Origin of the sequence: Superficieibacter sp. 1612_C1 (genome assembly GCF_015234305.1) — a bacterium.
GTDB lineage: Bacteria > Pseudomonadota > Gammaproteobacteria > Enterobacterales > Enterobacteriaceae > Superficieibacter.
Window position 1 is genome coordinate 488,047 of record NZ_JADGMI010000005.1, and the last position, 18,755, is coordinate 506,801.

The following is an 18,755-nucleotide window of genomic DNA, read 5'->3' on the forward strand; positions in this document are numbered from 1 at the left end:
TCGCCCGGTTAAATAAACCTGAGCCCCCGTAGCACGCTCTTCATCGCTTTTGTCAGGAATGTCGTTGGCTGCTCTACTGTGCGCGTGACTCGCTACTGTGCTGCTGATAATCCCGACCTGCTGGCAGGCGAGTATCACGGTGTGCGGCATCTGCTCGCCCTCCATTTGAATAGTTAACCTCCTCTTTCCGCTGTATCCTCGCCGGATAGAGCGGAAAATCTTTGGGTAATACCCTCTCTATCCGTACAATCACCGCAGAATAACGACATTTCTGACTCTGGAAAGCTATGAATAAACGTTTTGCTCAGGCTCATAAAGAGGCGCGCTGGGCGCTGTGGTTAACGCTTCTTTACCTTGCCGCATGGTTGGTGGGCGCTTACTTACCCAGTTCGGCACAGGGGATAACCGGTCTGCCGCACTGGTTTGAGATGGCCTGTCTGCTGATCCCACTGGTCTTTATTGTGCTGTGCTGGGCGATGGTAAAATTTATCTATCGCGATATTTCGCTGGAGGATGACGATGCAGCCTGAAGTGATCCTGCCGCTTATCGCGTATCTATTGATCGTGTTTGGCGTGTCGGTTTATGCCATGCGTAAACGGGCAACGGGCAATTTTTTAAACGAGTATTTCCTCGGCAGCCGCTCAATGGGCGGCGTGGTGCTGGCGATGACGCTGACGGCGACGTATATCAGCGCCAGCTCATTTATCGGCGGCCCCGGCGCGGCGTATAAATACGGGCTGGGCTGGGTACTGCTGGCGATGATTCAGCTCCCTGCTATCTGGCTCTCGCTCGGTATTCTCGGCAAAAAATTCGCTATCCTTGCCCGCCGTTATAATGCCGTAACGCTGAACGATATGCTGTTTGCCCGTTACCGTAGCCGTCTGCTGGTCTGGCTGGCAAGCCTGAGTCTGCTGGTCGCGTTTGTCGGCGCGATGACGGTACAGTTTATCGGCGGCGCGCGTTTGCTGGAGACGGCGGCGGGCATACCCTATGAAACCGGCCTGCTGATCTTCGGGGTTAGCATCGCGCTCTATACCGCTTTCGGCGGATTTCGCGCCAGCGTGCTCAACGATACCTTACAGGGTATGGTCATGCTGATCGGCACCATTGTATTGCTGGTAGGCGTGGTACATGCGGCTGGCGGCCTGGGCCATGCGGTTGAAACGCTGAAAACTATCGATCCGAAGCTGGTTTCCCCTCAGGGCGCGGAGGATATTCTCTCGCCGACCTTTATGACCTCTTTCTGGGTGCTGGTATGTTTTGGCGTAATCGGCCTGCCGCACACCGCCGTGCGCTGTATCTCCTATAAAGACAGTAAAGCCGTTCATCGCGGGATCATTATTGGCACTATCGTCGTGGCGATTTTGATGTTCGGCATGCACCTGGCCGGCGCGCTGGGACGCGCGGTGATCCCCAACCTGACGGTGCCGGATCTGGTGATTCCGACGTTAATGGTCAACGTCCTGCCACCGTTTGCCGCCGGGATTTTCCTCGCCGCACCCATGGCAGCAATTATGTCGACCATTAACGCCCAGTTGCTGCAAAGTTCTGCGACTATCATTAAAGATCTGTATCTGAATGTGCGTCCGGAACAGTTGCAAAACGAACGTCGGCTTAAACGTATGTCGGCGGTAATTACGCTGATTCTGGGCGCGTTGCTACTACTTGCCGCATGGCGTCCGCCTGAGATGATCATCTGGCTGAACCTGCTGGCCTTCGGCGGGCTGGAAGCGGTTTTCCTGTGGCCGCTGGTGCTGGGGCTGTACTGGGAGCGCGCCAATGCCGCAGGCGCGCTAAGCGCGATGATAGTTGGCGGGGTGCTTTATGCTGCACTCGCCTCCTTTAATATTCAGTATCTGGGCTTTCATCCGATCGTCCCTGCATTACTGTTAAGTTTGCTGGCGTTTGTGGTAGGTAACCGTTTCGGTCATCCTGTACCGCAAGCAGCCGTCATTTCTTCTGATAAATAAAGAGTTTTGCCATGCCGTGGATCCAACTGAAACTAAATACAACCGGCGCGAATGCCGAAGAACTGAGCGATGCGCTGATGGAAGCCGGTGCGGTGTCCATTACCTTCCAGGACACGCATGACACGCCAGTATTTGAACCGCTGCCGGGTGAAACACGTCTGTGGGGCGATACCGATGTTATCGGTCTGTTTGATGCGGAAACCGATATGAAAGAGGTGGTTGCCGCGCTGGAACTGCATCCGCTGCTGGGTGCCGGTTTTATCCATAAAATCGAGCAGCTGGAAGATAAAGACTGGGAGCGTGAATGGATGGATAACTTTCACCCGATGCGCTTCGGCGAGCGCCTGTGGATCTGCCCGAGCTGGCGCGAGGTGCCCGACGAAAACGCCGTCAACGTGATGCTCGATCCAGGTCTGGCGTTTGGTACCGGCACGCATCCCACGACTTCACTGTGTTTACAGTGGCTGGACGGGCTGGATCTCAGCGGTAAAACAGTGATCGATTTTGGTTGTGGCTCCGGCATTCTGGCCATTGCGGCGCTAAAACTGGGCGCGGCAAAGGCCATCGGTATTGATATCGATCCGCAGGCTATCCAGGCCAGCCGCGCTAACGCCGAGCGTAACGGTGTTTCTGAGCACCTTGAGCTCTATCTGCCGCAGGATCAGCCGGAAACCATGCAGGCGGACGTGGTGGTCGCCAACATCCTCGCAGGCCCGCTACGTGAGCTTGCGCCGCTCATCAGCGTGCTGCCGGTCCAGGGAGGATTGCTGGGACTGTCGGGTATTCTCGCCACTCAGGCCGAAAGCGTCTGCGAAGCCTATGCCAGTCTCTTCACGCTCGATCCCGTCGTTGAGAAAGAAGAGTGGTGCCGGATCACCGGGCGTAAACAGTAATCTCTGCACGCACAGCGTGACCGTCCTGGTCACGTTGTGCCGTCATCACTCCTCATTGATATCACATTTTTTATCATTATCCCCTGCGTTTTAAAGGTTATAATGCCTTGCTAATCGTTTGATTTTATAAATCAATTCAATCTTTATCAGGGAAATGATAAACCATGAAACGTTCACTATATCCTGCCGCTATTTTACTGGTAAACCTCCTGCCCGGCCTTGCCATGGCTTCCCACTGGGGCTATGAAGGCGAAGGCTCACCTGAGCACTGGAGTGAAGTTAGCGCTGAAAACCAGCTTTGCCAGCAGGGGATGAACCAGTCTCCGATTGATATCAACACCACTTATAAAGCGCATATTAACCCGCTAAAAAATAGCTACATCGACGGCCCGGTCAGCATTATCAATAACGGGCATACCGTGCAGGCTAATTTCGCTGACGGGGCGAAAGACAGCATAAAAATTGACGGGGTAGTTTATACGCTTCAGCAACTCCACTTTCATGCACCCGCCGAAAACACGATACACGGCAAGCACTACCCGATGGAAATGCACCTGGTGCATAAAAATGCCGAAGGTGAAGTTGCCGTTGTGGCGGTGATGTTCACCACGGGCAAAGCCAATAGCGAGCTGGCGAAGCTCTGGAAGGCGATGCCTGCCCAGGCCGACCAGCCGCAGCCTTTAGAGAAGGGAATCGATATCAATGGGCTCCTGCCAAAGGATAAAACACACTATCGCTTCAGCGGCTCGCTCACGACGCCGCCCTGTTCTGAAGGGGTGAGCTGGCTGGTCCTGAAGACGCCTGTCACGCTGTCCGAACAGCAGTTGAAGCAATTTACCGATACTATGCACCACCATAATAATCGCCCCACTCAACCATTACATGGCCGGGTAGTTATCGAATAAAACAGCGGGCGGAGGCGCTCGCCTCCGCCCGGCGGTAGTGCAACCCTTCAGCATCGTTACCTAAAAATGAGAGCCAGCTCGCAGAAAAGCGCCGTATCTGACTATTAATTCAGCATGTTATGCGCTATTTTCCCCTTATATGACGAATAAATGTTACTGAAATTAAGGAAAATAGAAAAGAGCACTAATTAATCAAATGCTGATAACTTATTGATTATTAGTCTATATTTTAAATGCTGTCGCTTAGTGAGCGGGTTTCCTTGATCCAGGACAGAGGATTGGTCAAAGTTTGGCCTTTCATCTCTTGCGAAAAATGCGTAATATACGCCGCCTTGCAGTCACAGAGTGGTCATTTCTTAACTCATGCGTATCGGACATCACCAGCTCAGAAATCGCCTGATCGCAGCACCGATGGCTGGCATTACTGACAGACCTTTCAGGACGCTGTGCTATGAGATGGGAGCAGGGTTAACCGTTTCCGAGATGATGTCCTCCAACCCGCAGGTTTGGGAGAGCGACAAGTCCCGTTTACGGATGGTGCATGTCGATGAGCCAGGAATTCGCACCGTGCAAATTGCCGGGAGCGATCCTGAAGAGATGGCCGGAGCCGCACGAATTAACGTGGAAAGTGGCGCTCAGATTATTGATATCAATATGGGCTGCCCGGCGAAGAAGGTGAATCGTAAGCTTGCAGGTTCAGCCCTGCTACAATATCCGGAGCTGGTGAAGTCTATCCTGCTCAGTGTTGTGAAGGCGGTGGACGTTCCTGTGACGCTAAAGATTCGTACCGGATGGGCTCCAGAACACCGTAACTGCGTAGAAATTGCCCAACTGGCTGAAGACTGTGGCATTCAGGCTCTGACTATTCACGGACGCACACGCGCCTGCTTGTTTAACGGAGACGCTGAGTACGACAGTATTCGGACGGTTAAGCAGAAAGTTTCCATTCCGATCATCGCGAATGGTGACATTACTGACCCGCTCAAAGCCAGAGCTGTTCTCGACTATACAGGGGCTGATGCCCTGATGATAGGCCGCGCAGCTCAGGGAAGACCCTGGATCTTTCGGGAAATCCAGTACTATCTGGACACTGGGAAGTTGCTGCCCCCTCTGCCTCTGGCAGAGATTAAGCGCTTACTTTGCACGCATGTTCGGGAACTGCATGACTTTTACGGCCAGGCAAAAGGGTACCGAATTGCGCGTAAACACGTCTCCTGGTATCTTCAGGAGCACGCGCCAGATGACCAGTTTCGGCGCACATTCAACGCCATAGATGATGCCAGCGAACAGCTGGAGGCGTTGGAGGCATACTTCGAAAATCTTGCGTAATAGAAATAAAGAGCTAACAGAACTATGTTCGAACAACGCGTAAATTCTGACGTACTGACCGTTTCTACCGTTAACTCTCAGGACCAGGTGACTCAAAAGCCCCTGCGTGACTCGGTTAAACAGGCACTGAAGAACTATTTTGCTCAACTGAACGGTCAGGATGTTAATGACCTCTACGAGCTGGTACTGGCTGAAGTAGAACAGCCCCTGTTGGACATGGTGATGCAATACACCCGTGGCAACCAGACCCGCGCTGCCCTGATGATGGGTATCAACCGTGGTACGCTGCGTAAAAAATTGAAAAAATACGGCATGAACTGATACTAATCAGTTAAATGTTTGTTTTAAAAGGCGCTCTTCGGCATGGGGAAGCGCCTTTTTTATTGCCTTTTGCCCGCAAAAATCCGCTCCTCACCCGGCATAAGTAAAGTCCTGCGCTTCTCCTTTCCCTTACCCTTTTTTCGTGTATATTGCCTGCACTTCGCTCCCGATCGCAGGATGACGCAATGGTTCGTAAATATGGATGGCTGATTGTGTTTGCCGTTTTTATTTTTGTTTTCGACGCCTTGATCGTGCAGTGGATCGAGTGGTTGATGACGGAAAACGCCAAATGCCGGAACATGGACTCCGTTAATCCGTTGAAACTGGTGAATTGTAGTGATATCTAGCGCCTGGCGTCCCTGATCACGCGGCGTTTTCCGCATAAAAAGCGCGGAGTAAAATTCCTTTGCGCTATCCCAGGACAGTGATAATGTCTTTGCCCCCTCAAACAGGTATTGCCTGAACGTTCCACTGCGAATGAGTTTAAGACATGATGCCGGTTAACCACTACGACCAAATCCTCGTTGTTGTCTCTTTTATCGTTGCCATTCTGGCGTCTTACACTGCCCTGAACATGGCAGGAAGAGTGGCCGATTCTGCCGGTAAAATCGCTTACATCTGGCTGGTTGGCGGTGGCTTCGCAATGGGAACCGGCGTCTGGGCGATGCACTTTATTGGCATGCTGGCGATGGAACTGACCATGAGCCAGCGTTACGATCCTGTTCTGACGACGCTCTCGTTAGGTATTGCCATCAGTTCGTCCCTTTTCGCCCTCTGGCTGGTCAGCACCGAGCGGCTACGACTCCGCCGTCTGCTGCCCGGTGCCCTGATTATGGGTACGGGCATCGTCACTATGCATTACACCGGTATGGCCGCCCTTCAGGTCTCAGAGCCTGTCGTCTGGGATCTTTTCTGGGTGGGGGTTTCGATACTGATTGCTATGCTGGCCTCGCTGATTGCGCTATGGCTTACGTTCAGGCTTCGCCGCGAGGCCGCACAGGTTGCCGTTTTGCGCGCCGGTGCCGCGTTGCTGATGGGAGTTGCGATTGCTGGCATGCACTATACCGGCATGATGGCCGCGCATTTTTCTCCCCATACGCATGCCCTGCATCAGGGCATGAACGGCAACTGGCTCGCCGTGCTGGTCAGCGTGATGGCGCTGGCTATTCTGGCCATTACGCTGATCGTTTCAATGCTCGACGCCCGCTTGCAGGCTCGCACCTCTTTGCTGGCATCCTCGCTGGCGCAGGCCAATCGTGAACTGGCTGAAATGGCGCTCCACGATACATTAACGCGTTTACCCAACCGCATTTTGTTGCAGGACCGTCTTGAACAGGCGATCCGTAAAGCAGATCGTGAAGCATCGACGTTTGCGCTGATGTTTATGGATCTGGATGGCTTTAAGAATGTAAACGATGGCTACGGACATGACATCGGCGACAAGCTGCTCATCGACGTCACCGCACGCCTGCACGCTATCCTGAAAGGGCAATATACGCTGGCGCGGATTGGCGGCGATGAGTTTGTCCTGCTTGCGGAAAGTAAAACGCCTGAAGAAGCGGCTTCGCTGGCGAGCGCGCTGGTAAGCGTGATTGATCGGCCATTCAATCTGGAGCCGTATGAAATTATGGTGACGCTTAGCGTAGGCATCACGCTCTATCCTTACGATGGTCAGGATGAACGCGAACTGATGTTTAACGCGGATGCGGCGATGTATCACACCAAACATATGGGCCGTAATGGCTATCATTTTTTTCAGCCGTCAATGAATCACCTGGCGCAGACGCAACTGCAACTGATGAATGACTTATGGCAGGCGATGGAGCGAGAAGAGCTGCGGCTCTATTATCAGCCCAAATTTCAGGCTCCGGCGGGTCCGGTTATCGGTTTTGAAGCCCTGCTCCGCTGGCAGCATCCTAAGCAGGGGCTTTTAACGCCGGACATTTTCCTGCCTCTGGCAGAAAAAACGGGTCTCATTGTGCCTGTTGGAAACTGGGTTATCGACGAAGCCTGCCGGCAATTGCGCGAGTGGCATTTACAGGGCAACACGGACTGGTCGGTCGCAGTGAATCTTTCGACGCTACAGTTTGAGCAACCCTCGCTGGTGAAGACGGTAATGGATAGCCTTGAGCGCCATAAGGTTTCCCCGGAAATGCTGATCCTGGAAGTGACAGAAACGACGGCCATGAGCAATCCGGATGAAAGTGTGCGCATACTTACCGCCCTTACCCAGCTGGGCGTCAAAGCGTCAATTGATGATTTTGGTACCGGCTACTCCAGTCTGCTCTACCTTAAACGTCTGCCTGCCTGCGAGCTGAAGATTGATAAGGCGTTTGTTAATGAGCTTAGCGGTGAAGGAGAAGATGTCACCATCGTCTCCGCGATTGTCGCGCTGGCGAAGACGCTGGATCTGAAAGTTGTCGCGGAAGGCGTGGAAACGGAGATGCAGCAGCAGTTTCTGACAGCGTTGGGCTGCAATACGTTACAGGGCTATTTACTCGGCAAACCGGTAACCGCAGACGCGGTCATGGGATTTACCCAGGGCCGGAAATAGCCGTGCCCTGTCTCCTTTTAGCAGGCGATGGCTTCCTTAATCACCGGGCGGGTGGATGTGGCCTTCACGGCCAGCATAATATTATCCACCAGCTCTGGCGCATGGAGATAAAGGTCAAACTTCTCCGGTGCCATTAGCCAGTTTTTTATTACACCGCTAAAAAAACCATGCAACATAATTAACACAATGTTGATATTAATATCTGCCGGAAGCACGCCCATCGCTATTGACTCCTTTAACACCTGGCGCACATTTTCGTAACTAAATCCGAATTTTTGGCGAATTTGTTCTTCAGGCATCATGTCATCAATAAATTCGCATCTGTGATACAAAATTTGCATGAGTGCGCGCAAACGCGTATCCGCTGCAATATATTGTAATGCGGTAACAAACTGGTTACGTAAATGGATTAGCGGATTAGCATGAACATCTTCTTTGGTCTGGTGACAAATGATATCCCGCAACGGTGCCTGCTGCTCCCAGATAGCATTAAAGATGTCAATTTTGCTGGTGAAGTGCCAGTAGACTGCACCGCGCGTGACGCCTGCGGCATCTGCAATGTCCGTCAGCGTGGTGTTTGCCACCCCATTCAGTGCGAACTGTTCAATAGCAGACTCGATCAGCATCTGTCGGGTCTTGAGTGCTTCTGCTTTTGTTTTCCTCGCCATAGGATGTCGCCCTCAACACAACGAATACAATGACTACTCAACGATATTAATATTTACGTATTAATAAGCATTATTAATGACACAGAGGAATATTTTTACACAAAAAAAAGGGCAATAAAAATAATTGGAGGGAATACATTTTGTAATTATATTCACCACATGAATACAACATATCACTCCCGGTATTAAATTAGTGTCACCATCGCGCACGTTTTTTGCTTTTATGTGCCGTGAGCATGCTCAATAAATAAGTATTTCTTACATCCAGCGATGATTATTTGTAGGATACCATCTGCTTTTTTATTAATCCTTTTCTTTCACCGATTTTCGGCGAATCTGGTTTTCGGTTTTTAAGGAACAGCAATGACGATCCACGCCAGGACTACACTCCTTTCCGGTTTAATCATCTCTGCCGCGCTGCTTGCAGGGTGTGATGATCAAGGGAAACAACAGCCGCAGTTACCGGCTGCGCAGGTCACAGTTCATGTTGTGAAAAGCGCCCCTTTGACAGTCACAACTGAACTGCCAGGCCGCACCACCGCGTTTCGTATCGCCGAAGTCCGCCCGCAGGTGAACGGCATCATCCTGTCGCGTAATTTTACGGAAGGCAGCGACATTGAGGCTGGGCAATCGCTCTATCAGATCGATCCGGCGACGTATCAGGCCGCTTATGACAGCGCAAAAAGCGATCTCGCGAAAAGTGAAGCCGCCGCTAACATCGCCCATCTGACGGTAAAACGCTACGCGTCGCTGCTGGGAACCAAATACATCAGCCAGCAGGAATACGATCAGGCGGTGGCGGATGCTCGTCAGGCCGACGCTGGTATTCTGGCAGCAAAAGCGGCGGTTGAAACCGCGCGTATTAACCTGGCATACACCAAAGTCACCTCACCGATTAGCGGTCGCATCGGTAAATCTTTCGTAACGGAAGGCGCGCTGGTGACGAACGGTCAGGCCAATGCGCTGGCCACCGTACAGCAGTTAGATCCTATCTACGTCGATGTGACGCAGTCGAGCAATGATTTTATGCGCCTCAAGCAGGCCAGCCTACAGAAAGGCAATGAGGCCAGCAGCGTTGAGCTGGTGATGGAGAATGGTCAGCCTTACCCCGAGAAAGGCACCCTTCAGTTCTCTGATGTGACGGTCGATGAAAATACCGGCTCCATTACGCTGCGGGCGATTTTCCCGAACCCTCAACATCAGCTCCTGCCGGGGATGTTTGTCCGCGCGCGTATTGATGAAGGCGTGCAGCCTGATGCCATCCTGGTTCCACAGCAGGGCGTAACCCGTACTCCACGCGGTGATGCCACGGTACTGGTGGTCAATAGTGAAAATAAAGTTGAGCTGCGTAACGTTACGGCTCCGCAGGCGATTGGCGATAAGTGGTTGATCAGTAGCGGTTTGAAAGTGGGTGACAAAGTCATTGTCAGCGGGTTACAGAAAGCCGCGCCGGGCGCTACCGTCAAGGCTGTGGCCGATGATGAACCTGCGGTTAAACCAGCACAATAAGGCGACCGCATATGGCTAACTTTTTTATCAGACGACCTATTTTTGCGTGGGTACTGGCCATCATTTTAATGATGGCAGGCGTGATGGCGATTTTACAAATGCCCGTCGCGCAGTATCCGACGATCGCGCCACCGGCGGTTTCCGTCTCGGCCACCTATCCCGGCGCAGACGCGCAGACGGTGCAGGATACCGTAACGCAGGTTATCGAACAGAATATGAACGGCATCGATAACCTGATGTACATGTCCTCAACCAGCGACTCTGCTGGCGGCGTAACGCTTACCCTCACCTTCGAGTCAGGTACCGATCCGGATATCGCGCAGGTGCAGGTGCAGAATAAACTCCAGCTGGCAATGCCGTTACTGCCACAGGAAGTTCAGCAGCAGGGGATTTCCGTTAAGAAATCCACCAGCAGCTTTCTGATGGTGGCGGGCTTCGTCTCTGACGATCCCAGCATCACGCAGGAAGATATTGCCGACTATGTGGCATCGAACGTCAAAGACCCGCTCAGCCGCCTTAATGGCGTGGGTGACGTCCAGTTGTTTGGCGCACAGTACGCGATGCGTATCTGGCTGGACGCCAATCTGCTGAATAAATATCAGCTGACGCCGGTTGATATCATTAATCAGCTTAAAGTGCAGAACGACCAGATCGCTGCGGGCCAGCTCGGCGGCACGCCTGCGGTCAAAGGGCAGCAGTTGAACGCGTCGATTATTGCCCAGACACGCCTGAAAGATCCTGAAGAGTTCGGGAACGTGACGCTGCGGGTGAATGCCGATGGTTCGGTTGTTCGCCTGAAAGATGTGGCGCGCATTGAGCTTGGCGGTGAAAACTACAACATGGTGACCCGCATCAATGGTCGTCCAGCTACAGGTCTGGGGATTAAACTGGCGACGGGCGCAAACGCGCTGGATACCGCCGCCGCGGTAAAAAGTAAACTGGCCGAACTGGCACCCTTCTTCCCGAACGGCGTGAAGACGGTTTATCCCTATGACACCACGCCTTTCGTGCAAATCTCTATTCGCGAAGTGGTCAAAACGCTGTTTGAAGCGATTGTGCTGGTGTTCCTGGTGATGTATCTGTTCCTGCAAAACATCCGCGCCACGCTGATCCCGACCATTGCGGTGCCGGTTGTGCTGCTGGGCACCTTCGCCATCCTTGACGCCTTCGGCTTCTCCATCAATACCCTGACGATGTTCGGTATGGTGCTGGCGATAGGGCTATTGGTGGATGACGCCATCGTCGTGGTTGAGAACGTTGAGCGCGTGATGCATGAGGAGCATCTGCCGCCTAAAGAGGCGACGGAGAAATCCATGTCGCAAATTCAGGGCGCGCTGGTGGGTATTGCGATGGTGCTGTCCGCCGTCTTTGTGCCGATGGCGTTTTCCGGCGGCTCGACGGGCGCTATCTATCGCCAGTTCTCCATCACTATCGTCTCGGCAATGGCGCTCTCGGTGCTGGTGGCGATGATCCTGACGCCCGCGCTATGTGCCACGCTGCTTAAGCCCGTTTCTCCTGAGAAGCACGGCAATAAAGGCGGCTTCTTTGGCTGGTTTAACCGGTTATTTGATGGCAGCGTCAACCATTACACCGATAGTGTAAGCGGCATTGTGCGTAAAACCGGTCGCTACCTGGTGATTTATCTGCTGATCGTCGTTGGCATGTCGGTACTGTTTGTTCGTCTGCCGACCTCCTTCCTGCCGGACGAAGATCAGGGCGTCTTCATGACGATGATTCAGCTCCCCGCCGGGGCGACGCAGGAACGCACGCAGCAGGTCATGGATCAGGTGACGAATTACTACCTGAACAATGAGAAAGCAAACGTCCAGAGCGTCTTTACGGTTAACGGCTTTAGCTTTAGTGGCCAGGGGCAGAACGCCGGTCTGGCGTTTGTCAGCCTGAAGCCATGGGAGCAGCGTAGCGGTAAGGAAAATAGCGCGCAGGCCGTGATTACACGTGCGAGGATTGCGCTTAATCAGATACGTGATGCCAGGGTGATCCCATTCAACATGCCGGCGATTTCAGAGCTGGGGACCGGTACGGGCTTCGACTTTGAGCTTATCGATCAGGCCGGTCTTGGTCACGCTGCGCTCACCCAGGCGCGCAACCAGCTTTTGGGTATGGCGATGCAGCATCCTGACACGCTGGTAAATATGCGTCCTAACGGGCTGGAAGATACGCCGCAGTTCAAACTGGATGTTGATCAGGAGAAAGCTCAGGCGCTTGGCGTCTCGCTCTCCGATATTAACGAGACGGTTTCCTCGGCACTCGGCGGAACCTACGTGAACGACTTTATCGATCGTGGCCGTGTAAAGAAAGTGTACGTTCAGGCCGATGCAAAATTCCGTATGCTGCCAACGGATATCAACAATCTGTATGTCCGTGGTGCCAACAATGAGATGGTCCCCTTCTCCGCGTTCAGTACCTCTCACTGGGCCTACGGTTCGCCGCGTCTGGAACGTTATAATGGCCTGCCTTCAATGGAAATTATCGGTGAGCCTGCCGCAGGGAAAAGTTCGGGCGACGCGATGGCATTGATGGAAAGCTTAGCCTCGAAACTGCCTGCCGGGATCGGCTACGACTGGACGGGCTTGTCCTATCAGGAACGGCTATCCGGAGACCAGGCCCCGGCGCTGATCGCACTGTCGATGGTGGTGGTGTTCCTGTGTCTGGCAGCGCTTTATGAAAGCTGGTCCATTCCGTTCTCGGTAATGCTGGTGGTGCCGCTGGGGATTGTCGGCGTGCTGCTGGCGGCGACCCTCTTTGATAAGAGTAATGACGTTTACTTTAAGGTGGGGCTGCTAACAACCATCGGCCTTTCCGCGAAAAACGCCATTCTGATCGTTGAATTTGCCAAAGAGCTGATGGAGAAAGAGGGCAAGGGGCTTATAGAGGCCACCATTGAATCTTCACGTATGCGTCTGCGCCCTATCCTGATGACCTCGCTGGCATTTATTCTCGGCGTATTGCCGCTGGCCAAAAGCAGCGGTGCCGGTAGCGGCGCGCAAAATGCTGTCGGTATCGGGGTAATGGGTGGTATGATCTCCGCAACGTTACTGGCGATTTTCTTTGTGCCCGTCTTCTTTGTGGTTATCCGGGGCTGGTCAGCCCGCCGCACGAAGTAAGTACCACAACAAAGGCACCGCTGGTGCCTTTGTTGATTATCCTTTCTTGTTTTGCCTTCATCATTTCTCCATAGTCCCCCTGTTTTGCTGTCTCTCCCTCCATAATATTTACAGACCAAATAATTTGAGAGTATTTCACCCATAACATTAATTACGTTGAATGGTAAAATATCCTTAATGCCCGATGCCGCGACCCTTCGGCGCTGAACGAGGCTTTTTTAGAGGTAACACCATGAAGAACTTTATTGCCGTTGCACTGCTGACTACTTTTCTCGCGGGCTGTGCTCATGATTCTCCGTGCGTACCGGTTTATGACGATCAGGGCCGCCTGGTGCACACGAATACCTGTATGAAAGGGACAACTCAGGATAACTGGGAGACCGCAGGCGCGGTCGCTGGCGGGGCCGCTGCACTTGCAGGCCTGACGCTGGGGATTGTCGCGTTAACAAAATAACTCCCTACAGCGCGGATCGTTTCCGCGCTGTTGCTTTTACCTCTCACCGCCAGAATCTGCTCTTCACGTCTCCACCGACGCTTCTGTAGCAACGTTATATTCACGCGCTTTATTACCTGATACCAGCCTCTCATTTATGAAACATTTTTGCTCTGATTTGTGGCATACGTTTCATTTTCGCACCAGACCGGGGCGCTAAAACACATTTCCTGCTTCTACACTCAGCCTGATGTGTTCGCTTTCCAGCGCACGCAAAACTGGCACTACCTTTGCTTTATAAAGTATGGCCACAGCCACAGACCGGGTTCAGCCGCTGTCCCGGACGCCTCTATATAACGATAAATTTTCGCCACACAGGATGCTTTATGAAAAAGATGATGTTAGCCAGCCTGGCCGCTGCCAGCGTGCTTTTCGCGGTTACCAGCCAGGCCCATGCGGGTGCCACGTTTGATGCTGTGAAAAAGAAAGGTTTCGTGCAGTGCGGGATCAGTGACGGACTGCCTGGTTTTTCTTATGCGGATGCTGACGGTAAGTTTACCGGTATTGATGTGGACATCTGCCGGGGCGTTGCTGCTGCCCTGTTTGGTGACGATAGCAAAGTGAAATATACCCCGCTAACGGCGAAGGAACGTTTCACCGCCCTGCAATCCGGTGAAGTGGATATGCTGTCCCGTAATACCACCTGGACGTCATCACGCGATGCCGGCATGGGAATGGCTTTCACTGGCGTAACGTATTATGACGGTATCGGTTTTCTGACGCACAATAAAGCCGGCCTGAAAAGCGCCAAAGAACTCGATGGTGCGACGGTATGTATTCAGGCAGGGACGGATACTGAACTGAACGTGGCGGATTATTTTAAATCCAACAATATGAAATACACTCCTGTCACCTTCGATCGTTCCGATGAATCGGCTAAAGCGCTGGAATCCGGCCGTTGCGATACGCTGGCTTCTGACCAGTCGCAACTCTATGCCCTGCGTATCAAGCTCAGTAATCCTGCCGAATGGCTTGTCCTGCCGGAAGTGATCTCGAAAGAGCCGCTGGGTCCGGTGGTGCGTCGCGGTGACGATGAGTGGTTTGCCGTCGTGCGCTGGACGCTGTTTGCCATGCTGAATGCTGAAGAGATGGGCATCACCTCGAAAAACGTGGATGAGAAAGCAGCAAATCCTGCCACACCAGATATGGCGCACCTGTTAGGTAAAGAGGGAGACTACGGTAAGGATCTGAAGCTGGATAATGAGTGGGCTTACAACATTATCAAAAAAGTCGGTAACTATGCCGAAGTTTTCGAACGTAACGTGGGTTCTGAAAGCCCGCTGAAAATTAAACGCGGTCAGAACAATCTCTGGAATAACGGCGGGATCCAGTACGCTCCGCCGGTACGTTAAGACAGTGCGATGTAACGGGTGCCGCGCCAGCGGCACTCAGCCCAGAGTCATGGTAACAGAGGTTTGCTTATGTCCCATCGCCGCCCAGCCGTAAAAGGATCGTGGTCCTTTTCCAACCCTGCGGTTCGTGCCTGGCTGTTTCAGATTATCGCGATCGTTGCTGTGGTCAGCATCGCGGTGTATTTAATCCATAACACGATAACTAACCTGAATAATCGTGGTATTACGTCTGGTTTTGCGTTTCTCGATCGCAGCGCCGGATTCGGTATAGTGCAGCATCTCATTGATTACGAACAGGGAGATACCTACGGTCGGGTTTTTCTCGTCGGGCTATATAACACGTTGCTGGTGTCTGCGCTGTGTATTGTTTTCGCGTCTTTTTTAGGCTTTTTTCTCGGCCTTGCTCGTTTGTCGGATAACTGGTTGCTGCGTAAAATCTCCACGGTGTATATCGAGACCTTTCGTAATATTCCACCGCTGCTGCAAATTTTCTTCTGGTATTTTGCCGTACTACGCAATCTGCCCGGTCCACGGCAGGCGGTTAACGCCTTCGAACTGGTTTTTCTGAGCAACCGCGGGTTATATATTCCGGCTCCGCAAATGGCAGAAGGTCTGGCCGCGTTTCTTATTGCGCTCATGCTCGCTGTCGCGCTCTCGGTTGGCCTGTATCGCTATAACAAAGCGCATCAGCTTAAAACCGGGCAGTTGCGCCGTTCCTGGCCGATCATCCTGACACTGTTTATCGTCCTGCCACTGGCTGCGCACTGGATATTTGGTGCAGCACTGCACTGGGACGTCCCTGAATTACGCGGCTTTAATTTCCGCGGCGGGATGGCGCTAATTCCCGAGCTGGCGGCGCTAACGCTGGCGTTGTCGGTATATACCTCAACATTTATTGCTGAAATTATTCGTGCCGGGATCCAGGCCGTTCCCCACGGTCAACATGAGGCAGCGCGCTCTTTAGGTCTGCCGAATCCGGTCACATTACGTCAGGTGATTATTCCACAGGCGCTGCGGGTGATCATTCCTCCGCTCACCAGTCAGTATCTTAATATTGTCAAAAATTCATCGCTTGCGGCCGCGATAGGTTATCCAGATATGGTTTCCCTTTTCGCCGGTACGGTGCTGAATCAGACCGGTCAGGCCATAGAAACTATTGCTATCACGATGTCGGTCTATCTGATTATCAGCCTCATCATCTCCCTGCTGATGAATATCTATAACCGCCGCATTGCGCTGATTGAGCGTTAAGGATCGGGAATGACAAAAGCATTGCTGTCTCACCCTCCACGCCCGACCAATGCCAGAACGGGTCGGGCAATTACCTGGGTGCGAAAAAATCTATTTTCGAGCTGGTCAAATAGCCTGCTGACGATAGTCTGTCTGTGGCTGATGTGGGAGCTCATCCCGCCGTTACTGAACTGGGCGTTTTTGCAGGCCAACTGGGTCGGCACAACCCGGGCGGATTGTACGAAAGCAGGCGCATGCTGGGTGTTTATCCATCAGCGCTTCGGCCAGTTTATGTATGGACTCTATCCACACGATCAGCGCTGGCGTATTAATCTGGCGCTGATTATTGGCCTGATCTCCATTGCCATTATGTTCTGGAAAGGAATGCCGCAGCGCGGACGTTATATCGCGCTCTGGGCAGTGATTTATCCACTCATCGTCTGGTTTCTGCTGTATGGCGGTTTTGCCGGGCTGGAACGGGTGGAAACCCGACTTTGGGGTGGTTTGACGTTAACGTTAATTATTGCCTCGGTCGGTATTGCCGGAGCCCTGCCACTGGGTATTCTGCTCGCGCTGGGCAGACGTTCCACCATGCCCGTGGTGCGCATTCTGTCCGTCATTTTTATCGAATTCTGGCGCGGTGTACCACTAATTACCGTTCTGTTTATGTCATCGGTCATGCTGCCGCTGTTTATGGCGGAAGGGACCAGCATTGATAAGTTAATCCGCGCGCTGGTCGGGGTGATCTTATTCCAGTCTGCCTATGTGGCGGAAGTGGTACGCGGCGGCTTACAGGCGTTGCCGAAAGGACAGTATGAAGCGGCAGAATCGCTGGCGCTCGGCTACTGGAAAACGCAGGCGCTGGTGATTCTACCTCAGGCGTTGAAGTTAGTGATCCCCGGCCTTGTGAATACCATTATTGCGCTGTTTAAAGATACCAGCCTGGTGATCATCATCGGTCTGTTCGATCTCTTTAGCAGCGTGCAGCAGGCCACAGTCGATCCCGCCTGGCTTGGAATGTCGACAGAAGGGTATGTGTTTGCCGCACTGATCTACTGGATCTTTTGTTTCAGCATGTCGCGCTATAGCCAGCATCTGGAGAAGCGTTTTAACACCGGGCGTACACCGCACTGAGGATTTTATGAGCCAAATTACAATGCAACCTGCCGACGCGATGATTACGCTGGATAACGTCAATAAGTGGTACGGTCAGTTTCATGTTTTAAAAGATATCAATTTGAAGGTGAAACAAGGGGAACGTATCGTCCTCTGTGGCCCCTCCGGCTCAGGTAAATCGACAACGATTCGCTGTATTAACCACCTGGAAGAACATCAGCAGGGCAGGATTGTGGTCGATGGTATCGAACTTAACGACGATATCCGCAATATCGAAAAGGTGCGTCAGGAAGTGGGGATGGTATTTCAGCACTTCAATCTTTTTCCTCATTTAACCGTCCTGCAAAACTGCACTCTGGCCCCGATTTGGGTGCGTAAGATGCCGAAAAAAGAAGCGGAAGCACTGGCAATGCATTATCTGGAGCGCGTACGAATTGCCGAGCACGCGCATAAATTTCCTGGCCAGATTTCCGGCGGGCAGCAGCAGCGTGTCGCCATTGCGCGATCGCTGTGTATGAAGCCTAAAATTATGCTGTTTGATGAGCCGACGTCCGCGCTCGATCCCGAAATGGTGAAAGAGGTACTGGATACTATGATCGGACTAGCGCAGTCCGGCATGACGATGCTATGCGTCACGCATGAGATGGGTTTTGCCCGTACCGTCGCGGATCGCGTGATATTTATGGATCGCGGGGAGATCGTGGAACAGGCACCGCCGGATGAGTTCTTTGCCCGGCCGAAATCTGAACGTACACGCGCCTTTTTGTCTCAGGTGATTCACTAAGGTTCTGTTGGCCCGATGGGTTTCTGCTTATCGGGCCTGTTTCGGCTAAGCACAGGCTTGTATCGCCGGGCTTTTTCACCAGGCTAAACGCAAAAAGGCCATCCTTTCGGATGGCCTTTTTATTTGATTGATGTCTGGCAGTTCCCTACTCTCGCATGGGGAGACCCCACACTACCATCGGCGCTACGGCGTTTCACTTCTGAGTTCGGCATGGGGTCAGGTGGGACCACCGCGCTACTGCCGCCAGACAAATTCTTTTCTTAGCGCCGAACTTTAACCTTAAAACTGGTGCTGATACCCAGAGTCGAACTGGGGACCTCACCCTTACCAAGGGTGCGCTCTACCAACTGAGCCATATCAGCACGCTTAATTTGATGCCTGGCAGTTCCCTACTCTCGCATGGGGAGACCCCACACTACCATCGGCGCTACGGCGTTTCACTTCTGAGTTCGGCATGGGGTCAGGTGGGACCACCGCGCTGTTGCCGCCAGGCAAATTCTGTTTA

At 52.7% G+C, this 18,755-nt stretch carries 16 protein-coding genes, 1 tRNA gene and 2 rRNA genes; 15 read left to right on the forward strand and 4 right to left on the reverse strand.

Annotated elements, in window-relative coordinates; translation table 11 throughout:
• Positions 1 to 287 precede the first annotated feature (287 nt).
• The 8 genes from INT84_RS19120 to INT84_RS19155 all read left to right on the forward strand — a co-directional run bounded on the left by INT84_RS19120 (position 288) and on the right by INT84_RS19155 (position 7,973).
• A complete protein-coding gene (locus INT84_RS19120; RefSeq protein ID WP_194208061.1) occupies positions 288 to 530 on the forward strand; it encodes a YhdT family protein in 243 nt (80 codons plus the stop codon).
• On the forward strand, positions 520 to 1,971 hold the full coding sequence (gene panF / locus INT84_RS19125; protein WP_194208062.1) for a sodium/pantothenate symporter: 1,452 nt from the start codon (positions 520 to 522) through the stop codon (positions 1,969 to 1,971). Before INT84_RS19120 ends, panF begins: the two co-directional genes overlap by 11 nt.
• A gap of 11 nt (positions 1,972 to 1,982) precedes the next feature.
• Positions 1,983 to 2,864 (forward strand): 50S ribosomal protein L11 methyltransferase, encoded by an 882-nt coding sequence (gene prmA / locus INT84_RS19130; protein WP_194208063.1) that lies wholly within the window; start codon positions 1,983 to 1,985, stop codon positions 2,862 to 2,864.
• 164 nt (positions 2,865 to 3,028) lie between these two features.
• Positions 3,029 to 3,769 carry a carbonic anhydrase gene (locus INT84_RS19135; RefSeq protein WP_194208064.1) on the forward strand — a complete coding sequence of 247 codons (741 nt, stop codon included), beginning with the start codon at positions 3,029 to 3,031 and terminating at the stop codon, positions 3,767 to 3,769.
• Between the two features lie 363 nt (positions 3,770 to 4,132).
• The gene (gene dusB, locus INT84_RS19140; RefSeq protein ID WP_194208065.1) at positions 4,133 to 5,098 is read left to right on the forward strand and encodes a tRNA dihydrouridine synthase DusB; all 966 of its coding nucleotides are present in this window, start codon (positions 4,133 to 4,135) and stop codon (positions 5,096 to 5,098) included.
• Between the two features lie 24 nt (positions 5,099 to 5,122).
• Positions 5,123 to 5,419, forward strand: coding sequence for a DNA-binding transcriptional regulator Fis (gene fis / locus INT84_RS19145; RefSeq protein WP_000462905.1), 297 nt, complete (start codon positions 5,123 to 5,125; stop codon positions 5,417 to 5,419).
• A 185-nt stretch (positions 5,420 to 5,604) separates the two neighbouring features.
• Entirely contained in the window at positions 5,605 to 5,766 is a 162-nt protein-coding gene (locus INT84_RS19150; protein ID WP_194208066.1) for a DUF2556 family protein, read from the forward strand.
• A gap of 146 nt (positions 5,767 to 5,912) precedes the next feature.
• Complete coding sequence (locus INT84_RS19155) at positions 5,913 to 7,973, forward strand: bifunctional diguanylate cyclase/phosphodiesterase (RefSeq protein ID WP_194208098.1); 2,061 nt, start codon at positions 5,913 to 5,915, stop codon at positions 7,971 to 7,973.
• 17 nt (positions 7,974 to 7,990) lie between these two features.
• Here INT84_RS19155 and envR read toward each other — a convergent pair whose 3' ends face one another.
• Entirely contained in the window at positions 7,991 to 8,641 is a 651-nt protein-coding gene (gene envR / locus INT84_RS19160; RefSeq protein WP_194208067.1) for an acrEF/envCD operon transcriptional regulator, read from the reverse strand.
• Between the two features lie 363 nt (positions 8,642 to 9,004).
• Between envR and INT84_RS19165 the strand changes: the two genes are divergently transcribed.
• From INT84_RS19165 to INT84_RS19195, 7 genes are all read left to right on the forward strand, one after another.
• Complete coding sequence (locus INT84_RS19165; protein WP_194208068.1) at positions 9,005 to 10,150, forward strand: efflux RND transporter periplasmic adaptor subunit; 1,146 nt, start codon at positions 9,005 to 9,007, stop codon at positions 10,148 to 10,150.
• A gap of 11 nt (positions 10,151 to 10,161) precedes the next feature.
• Positions 10,162 to 13,275, forward strand: a complete 3,114-nt coding sequence (locus INT84_RS19170; protein WP_194208069.1) for an efflux RND transporter permease subunit — start codon at positions 10,162 to 10,164, stop codon at positions 13,273 to 13,275.
• A 232-nt stretch (positions 13,276 to 13,507) separates the two neighbouring features.
• Positions 13,508 to 13,729: a hypothetical protein gene (locus INT84_RS19175; protein ID WP_176920164.1), complete on the forward strand. Its 222-nt coding sequence runs from the start codon at positions 13,508 to 13,510 to the stop codon at positions 13,727 to 13,729.
• Between the two features lie 365 nt (positions 13,730 to 14,094).
• The gene (locus INT84_RS19180; RefSeq protein WP_194208070.1) at positions 14,095 to 15,120 is read left to right on the forward strand and encodes an amino acid ABC transporter substrate-binding protein; all 1,026 of its coding nucleotides are present in this window, start codon (positions 14,095 to 14,097) and stop codon (positions 15,118 to 15,120) included.
• Positions 15,121 to 15,189: 69 nt separating this feature from the next.
• A complete protein-coding gene (locus tag INT84_RS19185; RefSeq protein WP_194208071.1) occupies positions 15,190 to 16,371 on the forward strand; it encodes an amino acid ABC transporter permease in 1,182 nt (393 codons plus the stop codon).
• Positions 16,372 to 16,380: 9 nt separating this feature from the next.
• A complete protein-coding gene (locus INT84_RS19190) occupies positions 16,381 to 17,484 on the forward strand; it encodes an amino acid ABC transporter permease (protein ID WP_194208072.1) in 1,104 nt (367 codons plus the stop codon).
• 7 nt (positions 17,485 to 17,491) lie between these two features.
• Complete coding sequence (locus INT84_RS19195) at positions 17,492 to 18,250, forward strand: amino acid ABC transporter ATP-binding protein (protein ID WP_176920168.1); 759 nt, start codon at positions 17,492 to 17,494, stop codon at positions 18,248 to 18,250.
• A gap of 132 nt (positions 18,251 to 18,382) precedes the next feature.
• Here the strand turns inward: INT84_RS19195 and rrf (INT84_RS19200) are convergent.
• The 3 genes from rrf (INT84_RS19200) to rrf (INT84_RS19210) form a co-directional block, all read right to left on the reverse strand.
• A 5S ribosomal RNA gene (rrf, locus tag INT84_RS19200) occupies positions 18,383 to 18,498 on the reverse strand.
• A 38-nt stretch (positions 18,499 to 18,536) separates the two neighbouring features.
• A tRNA-Thr gene (locus INT84_RS19205) sits at positions 18,537 to 18,612 on the reverse strand.
• A 14-nt stretch (positions 18,613 to 18,626) separates the two neighbouring features.
• Positions 18,627 to 18,742 (reverse strand): 5S ribosomal RNA (rrf, locus tag INT84_RS19210).
• Positions 18,743 to 18,755: the final 13 nt, after the last annotated feature.

What these genes read in the sequence shown, in the direction of transcription:
- INT84_RS19195 (WP_176920168.1), top strand. Translation starts at nt 17,492, where the DNA reads ATGAGCCAAATTACAATGCAACCTGCCGACGCGATGATTACGCTGGAT.
- prmA (WP_194208063.1), top strand. Translation starts at nt 1,983, where the DNA reads ATGCCGTGGATCCAACTGAAACTAAATACAACCGGCGCGAATGCCGAA.
- INT84_RS19175 (WP_176920164.1), top strand. Translation starts at nt 13,508, where the DNA reads ATGAAGAACTTTATTGCCGTTGCACTGCTGACTACTTTTCTCGCGGGC.
- INT84_RS19150 (WP_194208066.1), top strand. Translation starts at nt 5,605, where the DNA reads ATGGTTCGTAAATATGGATGGCTGATTGTGTTTGCCGTTTTTATTTTT.
- INT84_RS19185 (WP_194208071.1), top strand. Translation starts at nt 15,190, where the DNA reads ATGTCCCATCGCCGCCCAGCCGTAAAAGGATCGTGGTCCTTTTCCAAC.
- INT84_RS19165 (WP_194208068.1), top strand. Translation starts at nt 9,005, where the DNA reads ATGACGATCCACGCCAGGACTACACTCCTTTCCGGTTTAATCATCTCT.
- INT84_RS19155 (WP_194208098.1), top strand. Translation starts at nt 5,913, where the DNA reads ATGCCGGTTAACCACTACGACCAAATCCTCGTTGTTGTCTCTTTTATC.
- dusB (WP_194208065.1), top strand. Translation starts at nt 4,133, where the DNA reads ATGCGTATCGGACATCACCAGCTCAGAAATCGCCTGATCGCAGCACCG.
- INT84_RS19170 (WP_194208069.1), top strand. Translation starts at nt 10,162, where the DNA reads ATGGCTAACTTTTTTATCAGACGACCTATTTTTGCGTGGGTACTGGCC.
- INT84_RS19135 (WP_194208064.1), top strand. Translation starts at nt 3,029, where the DNA reads ATGAAACGTTCACTATATCCTGCCGCTATTTTACTGGTAAACCTCCTG.
- INT84_RS19190 (WP_194208072.1), top strand. Translation starts at nt 16,381, where the DNA reads ATGACAAAAGCATTGCTGTCTCACCCTCCACGCCCGACCAATGCCAGA.
- INT84_RS19120 (WP_194208061.1), top strand. Translation starts at nt 288, where the DNA reads ATGAATAAACGTTTTGCTCAGGCTCATAAAGAGGCGCGCTGGGCGCTG.
- INT84_RS19180 (WP_194208070.1), top strand. Translation starts at nt 14,095, where the DNA reads ATGAAAAAGATGATGTTAGCCAGCCTGGCCGCTGCCAGCGTGCTTTTC.
- envR (WP_194208067.1), bottom strand. Translation starts at nt 8,641, where the DNA reads ATGGCGAGGAAAACAAAAGCAGAAGCACTCAAGACCCGACAGATGCTG.
- fis (WP_000462905.1), top strand. Translation starts at nt 5,123, where the DNA reads ATGTTCGAACAACGCGTAAATTCTGACGTACTGACCGTTTCTACCGTT.
- panF (WP_194208062.1), top strand. Translation starts at nt 520, where the DNA reads ATGCAGCCTGAAGTGATCCTGCCGCTTATCGCGTATCTATTGATCGTG.